Genomic DNA, 15,666 nt, shown 5'->3' on the forward strand with positions numbered 1-15,666 from the left:
AATCCAAAATCATTTCTGATGAACGTGGTCCATCACTCGGAGCATGTTTCCACCCAGAATCTTCTCAACGTCGCTTGCCGAATAACCGCGCTTTAGAAGTTCTTTAGTTAGGTTCGGCAAGTCCGCAACGGACTTCATGTCCGCCGGCACTGCCTGCACGCCGTCGAAATCCGATCCGATGCCAACGTGATTGACCCCCACGAGCTTCACGATGTGATCGATGTGGTCGGCAATCCGCGAGACGTGCACCGGCGGCAGGCGCTTCAGATACTCTTCAAAGCGGACGCGATCGCGGGCCAGTTTCTTTTGCGCTACATTTCCCTGCTCCTGCTCGGACGCGCGCTGCACCATCGGAGCGATCTCCGCATCAACTCTTTTCTTTTTCTCACTCCAGCCGGGTTCGATGTGCTCGGGATAAAAAATAACGTTCACCACGCCGCCGGTTTTCGCGAGCGCGCGAATCATGTCGTCCGTCAGATTGCGCGGCACGTTCGCAATCGCGCGGCAAGCCGAATGAGTCGCTACCACCGGCTTCGTCGAAGTGTTCATGATGTCCCAGAAGGTTTTGTCGGATACGTGCGACACATCGATCATCATGCCCAGGCGGTTCATCTCGCGAATGACTTCTTTGCCAAATTCGTTTAAGCCGCGCGTCTCGCCGACTGCGTCACCCGAGGACCCGGCCCAGCTCGTGCTGACACTCCACGCCGGAGACATGTAACGCACGCCCATGTCGTAGTAGCGCTTCACATTCTCGATCTTATCGTCGATCGCATAGCCGCCTTCCAATCCCATCAACGCAGCGATTTTTCCACTCGCGGCGACGCGACGAACGTCATCAGCGGTAGCGGCCATTTCCCACGTCTCCGGATGTTTCGCGGCCAGGTCCTGAACGGCCTCGATCTGAATGTCCGCGCGCTTCATCGCGCCGGCGCCGCCACCTCCAAACAACTGCGGCTCGACCCAAATCGAAAAGAACTGCGCGTCGAGCCCGCCTTCCTTCGCCCGCAGAGCGTCAAGATGTCCGTCCGCCAGGCGCTGATTCAAATCGACGTTTTCGTCGACCAGGCGTTGGGCGGTGTCGGCATGCATATCGACGGTGATCGCGCGCTGATGAATCGCTCCGGGGTCATTTGCACTTGTCTCTGTTGTCATCTTTATAGGTTCCACCGGTTCAGTAGAATTACGGCAACTTGCGAGCGGAATCAGCGCCACGGCACACAGCCACAGGGTGACAGCCCGGCGCGGAATCACGACTTGATTGCCCTTCTTATTTGATCGCAAGCCGAGTCGATCCTATTTAACTGATGCGTGTTGAGCAAGCGAGTGCGCAAACGACGTTTTTGAAGTACGGCGGGTTGACGCCGCTTGCCTGGCATCGTCCATAAAAGCTGACCACAATAACAAAGCGCCGTCGAGCCGGCGCACTCCAAAAACCGCAGCGAAAACCATGACTGGTTATCTTGCCAAGGCCTGCGACTTTAGAGTATCGTGCTTTATCAATTCACTCAGTAATTAAGCACTTCTCGCGGTTCGAAACCGTTAGTTCTCCAAAGGAGTAAACAGCATGTACTCAATGGGCGATAAGAAGAAAGATGTTGCCACTCCGCGCATTTGTGACCTGGTTTGGCACGACGGCGAGTTCATCAAATGGAACGATGCCCGCGTCCACGTCATGTCTCACGTTTTGCATTACGGCTCGAGCGTCTTCGAAGGCATTCGCTGTTACTCCACCAAACGTGGGCCGGCCGTCTTTCGCCTGCGCGAGCACATGCAACGCTTCCTGAATTCCGCCAAAATCTTCCGCATGGATCACGACTGGAGCGCCGATGATTTCTGCGACGCCGCCGTCGAACTCGTGCGTCGCAGCGGTTTGGATCAGTGCTACATCCGCCCCATTCTGTTTCGCAGTTTGGACGAAGAGAAACCCGCGTTCGGCGTCAATCCGTTTCCGAATCCGCTGGCCTGCTATATCGGCGCGTGGGATTGGGGCAAATACCTCGGCGATGAAGCAATTGAAAAAGGCGTCGATGTCTGTGTGTCGAGCTGGAACCGCCTGAGTCCGAATTCGCTGCCGCCGATGGCCAAAAGCGGCGCGAACTACATGAACTCGCAATTGATCAAGATGGAAGCTTTGGTCAACGGTTTTGCCGAAGGCATCGCACTTGACGATCGTGGTTATGTTTCCGAAGGCTCGGGCGAAAACATTTTTGTGGTCGCTAACGGCGTCGTGAACACGCCGCCGCTTTCGTCTTCGGTTCTGCCGGGCATCACGCGCGATAGTGTGATTCAGATTTGCAGCGAGCTGGGGCTGACGATCAAAGAACGAAGTATTCAACGCGCCGCGCTTTACGTTTCCGACGAACTGTTCTTCAGCGGCACGGCGGCCGAGATTACACCGATTCGATCCGTCGATCGCATCACTATCGGCAACGGCGCGCGTGGCGAAATCACCGAAAAGATTCAGAAAGTGTTTTTCGAGATCACCAAAGGTGAGCGACCGGCGCCCGGCCCATGGCTCACTTATGTACGTGAACAAGAGGAACGCGCCGCCGATCAGCCGGGAAGAAAAGCGACGGACAACGGTCGCGTTCCAAAGTCGACTACAGATGACAGTATCGCGGCTGAACTGGTAGCGCGCGCGCGCGCCTAGCAGCCGACTGATTCATCAACAACCTGGCAAGAAAGAGGCGGGAGGTATCTCCCGCCTTTTCGTTTTCGGGCAGGCTCACAGAGATATAGAACACAGCTTTACGAGGGAACTCTCAGGGTTCTCACTGCTTCGCATTTATCGCAAAACTGAAATCCGACTTTTTACCGCCCGGTGAGTCCTGCGCACTTTGGTGACACTCCAAACAACTGTAGGGGGTTGTCTGCGAGACAAACGTCTCGAGCAACGGGTTGCCGAGTTGCGGCGGTTTGGTACCACCGAACCCGCCCTGCCATTGAGTGCTGACTAGCTGGTAATAGGCCCATGGCGTCCCCTTCAGTAGTCCCTGAAATGTAGTGTTCAATGAAGGCGAGCTGATCGGGCTGACGCTGGAGACCTGCACGGGTTTGTTGCGCGGACTGCCGTCGGAATTAAGCTCGACGAATGGCGTGGGCGCCGTCTGCACATTCGGCGGACACTGCGAGGCCGGGCAGTTCGGGTTGTTGAAGCCCTTGTTTAGATCTGCCTGGATGAACGTTGACCACAGCCAGTGCGGCTGCCGCGGCGTCTTGTGTGCGATATGCAGACCGGCCAGCCCGACTGTGACGGGATTTGGTCCGGGACTCGGATTGCCGTCCGCATCGTTATAGACAATCGCCTGTTGGGTGAAGAAGTGGGTCGGATCATCGTTGGCCCCCAGCACTTTCCAGGCGGCTTTGAACTCCATCGCACCGTTGGTGAAGTTCAGGTCGCCGGTCGCCTCCTGTCCCGCCTTCGTCCACAGCTTATTCTGAATGATGTACTGGTATTCGATCGGCCCAATGTTAACCGTGTAGCGAACAAAGCGTCCGTTCTGATCGGTCACAACTTGGTTTGTCGCATCCAGGATCCCTTGCAATTGAGAGGGCGTGTTCGTCAGCTTGCTGGGCGACATCAGAGCGTCGTGCGATTTCGAATTATGATGGAGGAACAATCGCACCTCGGGATGTTTTTCTGCCAGCGCCCGAACTTTTGGCGGGAGCTTCGCCAGCCGGTTCGCGCGTTGAGCCGCCAGAGCTTCCTCCGCGCTCGCGAAGCGCGCACTAACGCCGGTCGGCGCGTGACACCAACCAGTAGGCAGTCCAGAGGCCACAAAAATTTCGTCATTGCTAAGATAGCTGAGCCACACCGGATTAGGAGGCGAAGTCAGAATACTCGCGTTTGCATTCGCCGTGCATGTCGTCGGGTCGACAGGCCAGTTCACTGCCACGAAGGCTAACCACGAATAAAGATCTGCGTCACCCTGGTTGTCGCCGCTGCCGAGAATATCGGCCGGAATCTTTGCGCAAGTGCTATCAATAGTGTTTGGTGTCGGCGTTACGTCGCCGGGCGCTTCGGCAGCAGCACAGTTGACCGGCGTCGGTGTCGCAGCGACTTGAGGGGCCTGTGGATTCCCCGAGCAACCGACGGCGATTGCCGTCAACAGGATCGCGACTGTGATTTTTGTTTTCTGCATGGCTGGCTCCAAGTCGGCGGATTCGGATGTCCGCGAAGTTTAAAAAAACGGTTAGTGCTATTTGGAAATAACCTGCATGTGAGAGGCCGCGACGATATCGCCTGGGACTTCAAGCTGTCAACAACAATCCGCGCGAGCTTAGCGAATGGCGTTCTCAACTCATGGACGCAGTTTTGGTGGAAGCGCCGTGAGGCGGATACAAAGGCAAGGGCAAACTGATGTGGCGGCGATGAGCGTTAGCTCTGGAGAATTTGATCTGTGTGCGGCTCTCTTGGCTGAGCTTCAGTGCCTTCATTATCGATCCAGGCTCCCATTAGGATCCGCACGTCATGCGGCTTGCCATCATCGGCCAGCGCTATCTCTTTGCTTGCCTGCTCGACGCCGTCAAGTTCGACGCTCGCGACACCGCGCGACACCGCGTGCGGATTCTCAACTTTGATCCGATAAACTGAACTGCCACGCCGATAGGTGATGTCGAAATCGCGCCAGAACCGGGGGATACACGGATCGACGCGCAGGCGGTCCCCCTGTAACTTAAACCCGAGGATGTATTCCAAAGCCGCGCGATACATCCATCCCGCCGAACCGGTGTACCACGTCCAGCCGCCCCGCCCGGTGTGCGGCGGTACCGCGTAGACGTCGCCAGGCGCGACGTACGGCTCGACCTTATACTTGTGCAAACCGGCGCGGGTCGATGAGTGATTGATAGGATTCAGTAACCCAAACAACTCGCCCGCACGATCCCCTTCCCCTAACAACGCAAACGCGATGACTGTCCACAACGCCGCGTGCGTGTACTGCCCGCCATTCTCACGCACACCGGGAACGTAACCTTTGACATAGCCCGGATCGAGTTTGCTTTTGTCGAAGGGGGGCGTGAACAGGATGATTAGACCGTCGCCGCGCCGAATCAGGTATTGCTCAACCGCCGCCATCGCTCGCTGCGCCCGATACGATTCGGCGACGCCGGATATGACCGCCCAGGTCTGAGCGATGGAATCGATCCGGCATTCGTCGTTCTGCGCTGAGCCGAGCGGCGTCCCGTCATCGAAGTAGGCGCGGCGATACCAGTCACCATCCCAGGACTTTTCCAGACCCTTGCGAAGTTTTTCAAGATGGATTGCGTAGGTTGTGCGGTGATCCACAGGTTGACTGTTGGCTCCCGCTCCCGTTACTGACACGTCCGCTCCGGGTTCTGACAAGAACGGTTCGATGCCCTGCAGTACTGTAGCCAGAAACCATCCCAGCCAGACACTTTCGCCTTTGCCGCCGATGCCGATGCGATTCATGCCATCGTTCCAGTCTCCTGAGCCCATCAACGGCAACCCATGCGCGCCTAACCCGAGACTGCGGTCGATCGCGCGCGTGCAATGTTCGAGGATGGTTCCGCTTTCAGAAGAGATCTTCGGTTCGATGTAGGCCTCATGCTGATCAGGCTTCAACAACTCCGCTTCCAAAAACGGCACCGGCTCGCTCAGCACGGATTGATCGCCGGTGATGTTCACGTAATGCGCGACGACATACGGCAGCCAAAGCAGATCATCTGAAAAGCGCGTGCGCACGCCGCGAGCGGTCGGTTCGTGCCACCAATGCAGCACGTCACCTTCTTTAAACTGCCGTGAAGCCGCGCGCAGGATCTGTTCGCGCGCAACTTCGGGCCGCGCGTAAACCAACGTCATCACGTCCTGCAACTGATCGCGAAAACCGAACGCGCCGCTGGATTGATAAAACGCCGAGCGCCCGCGCACGCGGCACGCCAGCACCTGACACAAGAGCCAGCGGTTGACGAGCGTATCGAGCGAAGCATCGGGAGTTTTGATTTCCACGGTCGAGAGCGTCTGGTCCCAGAAGTTCAGCACGCGTTCCAGGGCTTCATTGACCGCCTGTACGTTGCGAAAACGTGAATTGATCTCTCGCGCTCGCTCGATTGACTCGGCCTGTCCCAGCAGAAACACGATCTCGCGGGCCTCGCCGGGCGCGAGCTCGATCTGCGCCTGAATCGCTGCGCATGGATCGAGACCGGCGCCGTCACGACCACTCAACCCCACGCGCCGCAAAGCAGCCGGATGGGCGAGGGAGCCATTGCGCCCGATGAACTCTTTGCGATCGCAGGTCATGGTGCAGCGGAGTTCGCTGGTGCCGACGAAGACGATGCGTTCGGCAAATTCGTTGTTGAAGGAATTTCTCGCGAACACTGCGCCCTGTTGCTCTTCGATGTCAGTCACGATGTGCGGCGCGGACGCATGACGATCGACGCCCAGGGTTAAATCAACATAATTCGTTACCGACAATCGCCGTTTTCGTTCAGTCCGATTGCGCAGACGCAAGAGCAAAATTTTCACCGGCGCATCCAGCGGTGCAAACATGAGCAGCTCTTGCGAGATACCGTGACTCGCGTGCTCAAAAACCGTGTAGCCCTGTCCGTGGCGAATTGAGTACGGAGCATGCTCGCGGATCGGCAAAGGCGTCGGCGTCCAGGTTGCGCCTGAATCCTCATCGCGCAGGTAAATGACCTCGCCGGGCGTGTCGCTAACAACGTCGTTCGACCAGGGCGTCAGACGATTCTCGTGACTGTTACTGGCCCAGGTGAATCCGCCGCCGGTTTCGGTCACCAGGAAACCAACATCGGCATTGTTCGCGACCACATTGCTCCACGGGGCCGGCGTCCATTGGCCTTCGCCGAGGATGGTTACGTATTCGCGCCCGCCGTGCGCAAAGCCGCCGACGCCGTTAAAGAAGGACAGCTTTGGAATTTCGAGTGGCGTCTCGGAATAAGTTTGCGACGGCGCATATGGTTGGAACTCCGCCGGCAGTGGTCCTTCGGCAGGCCGTCTCACAAGTTGATCTTCAAGCGATCCTCTTTCGCTGACAATCACCACCCGCGCCACCGCATGCAGCAGAATGCGCTCTTCCTGCGGAATCTGATCTGAGCGACGAATGAATACGCCGGCCGGCTTATCCAGCAACGTTTGCACCCCCGCGGTCCGCGCCGCAGTCTGCAACGACTCGTGCAGAGACTGGGCGTAACCCGACGGATGGTCATTGAGAATTACCAGATCGAATTGCAGTCCCTTTGAACTGAGGTACTGGTGCGCGCGCAAGAGCTGTCGCGCCATGGGCACATCTTCTTCGCGCTCGAGACGCAAAATCACGATCGGCAAGTCGCCACCGATGCCGTGGCCCCACAAGCGCGCCTGCGTCAGACGATTCAGCGCCAGCACGTGCGGCCGCGGACGTAAGGAAGGGTCGAGGTAAAGAATGCGGCCGGCCAGTCTCTGAAAAAGGTGGGCCTCGTCAGGATCGATATGCAGGTGCGTCATCTCAACCTGCGCCCGCGTCCAGGCCATGCGAGACTCGCGTTCAAAGATTCCGGCGTCAAAATACTTTTCACTGAGCGCGTGCGCTTGTTCGCTTGATTCCGCGACCCCAGTGGTGAAAACAACCTGAACGCTTTCGTTCGGCTGCAAACGCACTCGACAACGCAAGCTGAAGATTGGATCGAGTACCGCGCCGACGGTGTTCGACAAAGGCTGGTCGGCCACGACTGAAACCGGGTCCGACGTATTGTGGCCGCGGCCGAGAAAACGCGAGCGATCCGTTTCGAATTGAATTCCCCCGATCGTTTCCGCCGTAGTCGCCAGCACATGCACACCCCAAACGGGCTTGTCTTCCGAAGAGCGTTGCCGCCGGCGCGCAAATAGAGTGTTGTGACGGCCGTGAAATTCAGTCTCGACGAAAAGATTGCTAAACGCGGGATGCGCTACGTCGCTGGCCTGCGGCGCGAGCACGACCTCGCTGTAGCTGGTCAACTCGATCTCGCGCGGCCGGTTTCCAAAGTTGGTAACGGAGACCCGTCGCATCTCAGCGTTTTCCTCGGCTGAGACGATGACCTCCATATGCGTCACGATGCCTGAATCGCGCCGCCAGAAATCGGCTTTGTCTTCAGAGAATGCGACTTCATAGTCCTGGGCTCTCGCCGGGATCGGCTGATGACCGGTTGACCAAACGACGCCACTGCGAATGTCACGCACGTAAATAAAGCTGCCCCAGTGATCACGCGTTGGATCTTCTCGCCAACGGGTCACCGCCAACGGTCCGGATCGCGAGTAGCCGCTGCCGGCGGTCGTGATCATCAGCGTGTACGTTCCATTCGACAGCAACTGCGTGCGCGGCGTCGGCAAATCCGCCGTGTCGTACGCGCGCGTCACCAGGCCCGTCAGCGTGCGCACTACTCGACCCGACAAAACCTCTTCGGCACGCGGATGCGCCGCTGGGACACCGCGCGGCACGCGCTCCTGCAAAAGCAGTTCAGTTGACTGCACCAGCGGTTCGTTGTGAAAGCGATTCTGCGTGATGTTCTGGTTCAGTAAGTTGTCCAGTGCAACCAGACTCATGCCCTGATGGTGCGCCATGAACGCGCGCACCGGCGTGCAGTGCTCACCTTTCTTTACGCGCTCAGGCGTGTAGTCGAGCGCTTCGTAAAACCCGTAACGGGACAGCGCGCCTTCACGCTCAAGTGCGCGCAGGTTCTCGATTGCCTCAACCGGCTTTACCTGTGACGCGAGAATCGTGGCGTAAGGCGAAACGACCAGGTCTTCAATCAAGCCGCGTTTCAAACCTAAACCGGGCACACCGAACGGGCCGTACTGATAGTTAAGTTGCAGGTCGCGGGCCGCGTACGCAGATTCTGAAATGCCCCACGGAACGCCACGTTCAGTGCCGTACTCAATCTGCCGCATCACAATGGCGTCGTAAGTTTCGCCCAGCAGCGTGTCGCGATAATCACGCATCACGAGCAGCGGCATCAGATATTCGAACATGGTGCCGGTCCAGGAAATCAGCGCGCGGCCGCCATTAACCGACGTCAGCTGGCGACCCATGCGAAACCAATGTTCCTGCGGCACGTCGCCTTTGGCGATCGCGACAAAGCTGGCCAGCCGGGCTTCCGACGCCAGCAGGTCATAGAACGAGTTATCGCGGCGACCTTCGGTGACGTTGAAGCCGACGGTGAAAACTTTTCGCTCCTGCTCGAGCAGAAACTTGAAATCCATTTCGTCGAAGAGGCGCTGGCAGACGGCCGCGATTTTTGCGAGGCGGGCAGAGATGTCTTTCGCAGCTTCAGTCCCCTCGTCCGAGCTTGAAGCCAACGTCGGTTGCGCCGCCTCTGCCGTGACGCTTTCCGAAATCAGTATTTGGAAATCGCGCTGCCAGTTGCCGGATTGCCTCAGCAAAGCGCTGCTCCACCAATGCAGTTCTTCGACTTCGCCGCTCTGGTGCACGTGCGAGAGCGCAGCGACTGTGTCGTCAATCGTCGCCGCCCGTTCGTTGACGCGCTCAAGCAAGTCGCGCCACTCGTCCAGACTCTGCGGCTCGGGTAGGGCCAACAGTTCTGCCAGCGCGTCCAGCTCCTGCATCAACTGCTTGATGCTGATCGCGTCGGTGCGCTGGCGGGCGGTGGTGAGTTGCGACATCTCGTGGCGCAAAGCGGCCAGCGTGTCGCACAAGCCATTCAAAACGCGCGCTCCAAACAACTGGTCATCCGGGATTTCCAAACATGTCTGTTTGAGCGCGAGCAGGCAGGCCGCCAGGTTTCCGCTGTCAACTGATGACACATAGTGCGGCCACATGGCTTCCAACGTTCTCGTGTCGTACCAGTTGAGCAAATGACCGCGGAACTTTTGCAGCTTTTGGTGACTGGCGATCGTTTTCTCCAAACGCTCGACCAGCTCAACCACGCCGACATAGCCAAAGTCGTAAGCCGCGACAGTTGAGAGCCATAACAGACCAATGTTCGTCGGTGAAGTGCGATGCGCCACGAGAGGTTTGGGATCTTCCTGAAAGTTGTCAGGCGGCAACCAGTGATCTTCATCACCGACAAAAGTTTCGAAGAAGCGCCAGGTGCGACGCGCGACCGTGCGGATGGCGCGCACGTCTTTGGCGTTCAGCGAGAGCGCAACTTCAGCGCGGCGACGGCTAATTACAAAAGCAATGACGGGCGAGGCCGCCCACGCCACCAGGAAAATCGCCGCGGCCGGCAGTGAGGCGACACTCGACATCACGATTAGCGCGACCGCGACCAACACGATCACCACCGCCGGCCACATGAAACGAAGGAAAGCGGGGAGATCATGCTTACTCGACGCTTCGGAACTCGCGGCCGTAACCCATTCGAGTAGATGCCGCCGCGAAACAAACTTTCGATAGATCGTCCGAGCGATCGCATCCACCATCAGCCCGGCTTGGTGCGCGAGAAACACAATCTCAACGGCGATCTGCGCGGTGTTTGTGCGCGCGTCTCCCCAGACGCTCCAGAAGTGACTTGTCCACGGCACGCCACGCGGATGAATCAGCAAACCACTGGTGACGTGCGCGTAAACTGGAAACGCCAGCGTCAGCAGCACAAACAGTTCCCACCACCAGGCACTGACGGGAAGCACCGTCCAGCCGGCGATCAACAACAGCACAATCGAAGGCGCTAAAAGACTTCGTCGCAAATTGTCGAGAATCTGCCAGCGCGAGATCGCCGGAATGCGGTTGGGTCGTTTTTGGCCTTGCGCATCACGCACCGTGCCGAATAACCACTCCGTGATTTGCCAATCACCACGCGTCCAACGATGCTGCCGGCGTGCGAACGAGTCGTAGTAAGCAGGGTAGTCATCGAGAAACTCAATGTCCGTAACCAGCGCGGTGCGCGCAAAAATCGATTCGAACAAGTCGTGACTCAACAGCGTCTGCTCAGGCACGCGTTCATGCATCGCCTGCTCAAATGCTTTGACATCGTAGAGACCTTTGCCGGTGTAAATGCCCGCGCCGAAAAGATCCTGATAAACGTCCGAAGCTGCCGTCGTGTAGGGATCGACGCCGGTGTTGCCCGAGAAGATGCGCGCAAAGGTCGAGCGCGAAGCGCTTTCGAGAGAAATACTGACGCGGGGTTGAAAGATCGTGTAACCCTCGGTCATACGATCTTCCGCCGCGTCGAACCGGGGCAGATTCAGTGGATGAATAGCTGTGCCGATCAGGCGGTGCGCGGTCTCGCGCGGCAGTTGGGTGTCTGCATCGAGGGTGAGGACGTAACGAATCTCGGACAGCAGTTCTTCGCCGGCGGTAGTAACGATAAAGCTGGTGTCAGTGGCGCCCAGCAGTAGCTGGTTGAATTCACGCAGCTTGCCGCGCTTACGTTCCCAACCAATCCACGAGTTTTCCGTCTCGCACCATTGGCGGCGACGATGAAAATAGTGGAAGCGTCCGGGGTGCGTGCCGTTGTAACGCTTGTTGAGTGCCGCGATGCGTTCCAGGGCCGCTTCCACGATTTCCTTGTCAGCGGGCGTTGTCTCACTCGTCGCATCGGCGAAGTCACCGAGAATCGCAAAGTGAATGTGCTCGTCCTGGTTTCCGAGGTAGGTAATCTCCAGCTTTTCGGCTATTTCCTCAACCGAAGCCACAGCGGAAAGAATCACCGGCACGACGACGATCGTGCGCGCTTCCGCCGGCACGCCTTTGGACAAATCGAGTTTCGGCAGCAGCCGCGGCCGGTAGGTGTGTGTAACGCCCCAATTGATAATGCTGATCGCGAGGTCGCTGGCTGGCAACAGCGCCAGGAGAACTGCGAGCACGACACTTACGGGGTGCGGTTGGGCGCGCGCCACGGCCACTGCGATCACCGCGAGGATCAGGGACGTCAGAAACGTCAACGACCCGAGAAAAAACAACGTCGCGTGACGTAGTGTCCAACGCTCGAGCCTCTCGCCAATCCGTGGACGATAGCTCGTCTCCGATTCAAGCTGCCCAAGCCCTCGGCCAATCAGGAAGTAGCCGATGTGCGCTTGCGAGCTCTCTTTGGCATCCGCGGGCGCCGCTTCCGCGGAAGGCGGAAACCCGACCGTGAGGGAGGGTGCGGCCCGCGCGTTAGCACCCTCCCTTACGGTCGGGTTTCTGCTTTCTGTGGGCGCCGCTTCCGATAATCGTAAAGCCGCACGCGCGACATCCAGTTCCCTGACCTTCGCCCGTTTTCCGATCCGCTCAACGACCTTGCGGTAACGATCGCGCGTGGCGAAATCCATGCGCGAGTAGATGCGGGCCGGATCTTTCGCTAGCTCACGATCGATCAAGCTGACGGTTTCAAAAAAATCCCGCCAGTCCAGCGTCGAGAGCAGGCGCATGCTCGTGATGATGTTGCCCACGGTGACCTGGGCGCCGGCCTGCCTCCGATGTTCTTCATGAACAATGTCGTGAATCGAGAGGTTAAGTTTGTGCAGTTGCATCTCGAGCCACTCAACCGCGGGCAGGACTGACGGGTCCTGCTCGCGGAGGCGCTGCATCAACTGCACGACAAACGCACGGCCGAGTGTTTTTCGCTTACCAAGCCTGCCCGAAATCAACGGCACAATTTCCTGCGGATTGAGCTGCGCGGTTTCGAGAAGGGTGTCGGCGAGCTTGTCAGCTTCTTCGCGCTCAGCGCGCGAGGACACGATCCGGGTCGCGAGCCGGCGTAGATTTTCTACCAGTGCGAGACGCAGAGTGATCGGCACCGCCCACAATTCGCCAATCGATAGCGGCGCGACCTTTTGGTAAGCGTTAATGAAGCGGCGCAGCGTTTCGGAATCGAGATAACTGTCCGTATGTGCGACCAGCGCGACCGAGAGGGCATAGATGCGTGGATAACCTTTGAACGCTCCGTCGGCGAGTTTGGGAAGTTCGTCATAGTAGCTCTTGGGCAGGTCTTCGCGAATCTCGCGAATCTGCTCTTCGACAATGTGAAAATTATCTACCAGCCATTCGGCTGCGGGCGAGATGACGTGCTCACTGCGAATTGATTCAGCGAGCGCGTTGTAAGTCTCAACCAGCTTGCGACCATTCTCTTCCAGACGAGGCAACAGCAAACTGCCGCGCTGAGGCGTGTCGGCGATCTTGTGTTGCGCAGCTAGTTCTCCGGCGTATTGCTCAAGCCGTTCGACGCTGAAAAGCTCTTCACGAATCGGCGGCTCGCCGCTGTCATCAGACGCACGACGGAAAATGCGGATCAATGCTGAGAATGGCCACGGCATCATCAGGGAAAACAGGGGGAAATTCTTGGGATTTTCGTTAGGATAGCACAGTTAACACTCTCGCTCCGGGCAGGAGACTGTCGGGGAAAGAACTCCGTGGTTCTCTGTGCGATCTCCGTGTCTCTGTGGTGAAGCTTTTCCTGCGCAAATTCCACCACAGAGACACAGAGAGGCACAGAGTTCGCGCAGAGATTCATTTCGAGACTCTTGGAGATAGTAGGTGAGGTTTAAAGCGACGCACCGAAGTCTTCTTTTTTGCTTCCTCTGCTAAACCGTCGTTGCACGATCACACTCAATTCAATCAATCCCGGCACCACATAAAGCGCCGCCACCGCGCCGAATAACGCACCCGTCGTCACGCGCGTGAAGTGATTGTTCTGCCAGATTTCAAAATAGGTCAGCCCGAAATCGACGGCGAGCGGGACGCCGGACATTAGAAGCCAGATGACGTGCGGCGTGTCGGTTCGTTTCAGCGAGCGCGTCAAAGGCAAAGCCAACGTCGCGATCGCGAATCCGGCATACAACCCGGTGCAGCGCGAACAGACGGCGAAGGGATGACCGGCGAGATGAAATGAACGCTCGGGAATTTGATGACAGAGGTAACTGAAGGCCTGGTAAATGAATTCTGAGAACCCCAAGTGGCCGCGAGACAAAGCTGCGGGAGCAGCGACGGTAGCGATGTCGATTAGCAGAACGATCGAGGCGAGCAGGCCCCAGACAACGACTGAGATGCGTGATTCACGCGTGGTGAGAGTTTCTCCAGAGTTGGGCGACGCGATCAAAAACCAGAAATCCCAAAACTAAAATCTAATCACCGTATCCGGACCGCCTTCGATGTGAATGCTGTCAACGAAGCGAATGTGTTTTGATTCGCTCGTCATCACTAAGCTATGCGTGCGCTTGCCGGAACCAAAGAAACGTACGCCGCGCATCAGCGAACCGTCGGTGACGCCGGTGGCCGCGAAAATGATCTTCTTGCCGGGCGCGAGATCGTCCGTGTCGTAGACTTTGTACGGATCGTGAACCCCCATCGACTTCAAACGCGCGATGACTTCTTCAGCCGGTGGCACTTTGCTTTTATCTACGCCAAGTCGTTCTGGATCGAAAACCAGGCGTGCCTGAATCTCGCCATTAAGACACTTCACGGCCGCGGCTGTTAACACGCCTTCGGGCGCGCCGCCGATACCGATGCAGGCATGAATGTTTGTGCCTGCCACCGCAGCGGAAATGCCGGCCGATAGGTCACCGTCAGAGATTAAACGAATCCGGGCTCCCGCTTCGCGCACGTCGTCAATTATCTTTTTGTGGCGCGGCCGGTCGAGAATGATGATCGTCAAATCGTCGATGTCACGACCCAGCCGCCGCGCGATGTTGCGCAGGTTTTCTTTGATGGGCGCGTCGATGTCGATGACACCGCGTGACGAAGGGCCCACCACAATCTTGTCCATGTAAATGTCCGGCGCGTGCAGCAACCCGCCGCGTTCAGCCGCCGCCAGCACGGCGATCGCGTTGTTCGCTCCGAGGGCGCACAGGTTTGTTCCTTCCAGCGGATCGACAGCGATGTCCACTTCGGGACATGATGCCGCCATTTCTTCACCGACGCCGAAGCCGCCGCCAACTTCCTCGCCGATGAAAAGCATGGGCGCTTCATCGCGTTCGCCTTCGCCTATCACGACCCGCCCGCGCATCGGCACCGTGTCCATGACTTCGCGCATGGCCTCAACCGCGACCTGATCGGAATACTTGCGATCCCCCTGGCCCATCGTGCGTGCCGCGGCAATTGCCGCCGCCTCGGTCACGCGCAAAAAGTCCAAAGATAGCTCGCGCTCGGTTCTCAGTTCTGGCGCCATTCTATTCGCTCCTGTGACAGACGAATTGAAATGCTGAAACGAAATGAAGAGTTAACGAAAGCGCGGACATAGTACCAGAGGAATGCACGGTTTTTCCAAGCAGCGGTTTCGTTCACTTAAGTGAGCAAGCCGTTAGTCTGGATGAGGTTGAGCCGAAACTTCGGCGAGCGGTCGGTCCGGCGGTGACACTTGATCAAGATGGCAGCCGGGGTGCAATAGCCCGACTGTTAGTGAGGGCGTGGTGAAGCGTTGTGAGACTTAAGTGATTTGTTTCACTTCGACAGTAACGGTCCTGGGATTGCCAAAACTAAGGACCGGATAACTCTGAACATTGATGAAGTCGCCCGGGCTTGGCTTTCCGTCACTGTCTGCGTCCACCAAAACTTCAATCGAATAGCTTTGGCGCTGATCTGGCGGCTCACCGGAGATTTCGAACGGGATCAGTTCTCCGGCATTTGCTCTGGAAGTGATGTCTTTCAGCACCTGCTCGGCGACCAGCCGCGACGGAGCATCTGACATGCTTGTTTCCCGGAGTTGCACAGTGGCCCGCACCCCGGGAGGCAGATCGGGCTTGCTGGCAAATCGGATTTCACCTCTGACAAGAATCTCGCCCAACTTTGAACTCCC

General features: G+C 57.8%; 7 protein-coding genes. 1 reads left to right on the top strand and 6 read right to left on the bottom strand.

Going from position 1 to position 15,666, the window contains the following annotated elements; all coding sequences use genetic code 11:
* Nucleotides 1-9: 9 nt before the first annotated feature.
* A complete protein-coding gene (locus tag VFX97_08060) occupies nt 10-1,155 on the bottom strand; it encodes a dipeptidase (protein HEX5703137.1) in 1,146 nt (381 codons plus the stop codon).
* Between the two features lie 412 nt (nt 1,156-1,567).
* On the opposite strand from VFX97_08060, the gene VFX97_08065 reads away from it, so the two are divergent.
* Nucleotides 1,568-2,653: a branched-chain amino acid transaminase gene (locus tag VFX97_08065; protein HEX5703138.1), complete on the top strand. Its 1,086-nt coding sequence runs from the start codon at nt 1,568-1,570 to the stop codon at nt 2,651-2,653.
* Between the two features lie 121 nt (nt 2,654-2,774).
* On the opposite strand, the gene VFX97_08070 is transcribed toward VFX97_08065, so the two are convergent.
* From VFX97_08070 to VFX97_08090, 5 genes are all read right to left on the bottom strand, one after another.
* Nucleotides 2,775-4,145: a hypothetical protein gene (locus tag VFX97_08070; GenBank protein ID HEX5703139.1), complete on the bottom strand. Its 1,371-nt coding sequence runs from the start codon at nt 4,143-4,145 to the stop codon at nt 2,775-2,777.
* A gap of 236 nt (nt 4,146-4,381) precedes the next feature.
* Complete coding sequence (locus VFX97_08075; GenBank protein ID HEX5703140.1) at nt 4,382-13,192, bottom strand: glucoamylase family protein; 8,811 nt, start codon at nt 13,190-13,192, stop codon at nt 4,382-4,384.
* Nucleotides 13,193-13,416: 224 nt separating this feature from the next.
* Nucleotides 13,417-13,971, bottom strand: coding sequence for a DUF2085 domain-containing protein (locus VFX97_08080; GenBank protein HEX5703141.1), 555 nt, complete (start codon nt 13,969-13,971; stop codon nt 13,417-13,419).
* A gap of 18 nt (nt 13,972-13,989) precedes the next feature.
* Nucleotides 13,990-15,039: a class II fructose-bisphosphatase gene (gene glpX, locus VFX97_08085; GenBank protein ID HEX5703142.1), complete on the bottom strand. Its 1,050-nt coding sequence runs from the start codon at nt 15,037-15,039 to the stop codon at nt 13,990-13,992.
* Nucleotides 15,040-15,297: 258 nt separating this feature from the next.
* Nucleotides 15,298-15,654: a YbaY family lipoprotein gene (locus tag VFX97_08090; protein ID HEX5703143.1), complete on the bottom strand. Its 357-nt coding sequence runs from the start codon at nt 15,652-15,654 to the stop codon at nt 15,298-15,300.
* Nucleotides 15,655-15,666 lie beyond the last annotated feature (12 nt).

This window comes from Pyrinomonadaceae bacterium (assembly GCA_036277115.1).
Classification (GTDB): domain Bacteria; phylum Acidobacteriota; class Blastocatellia; order Pyrinomonadales; family Pyrinomonadaceae; genus UBA11740.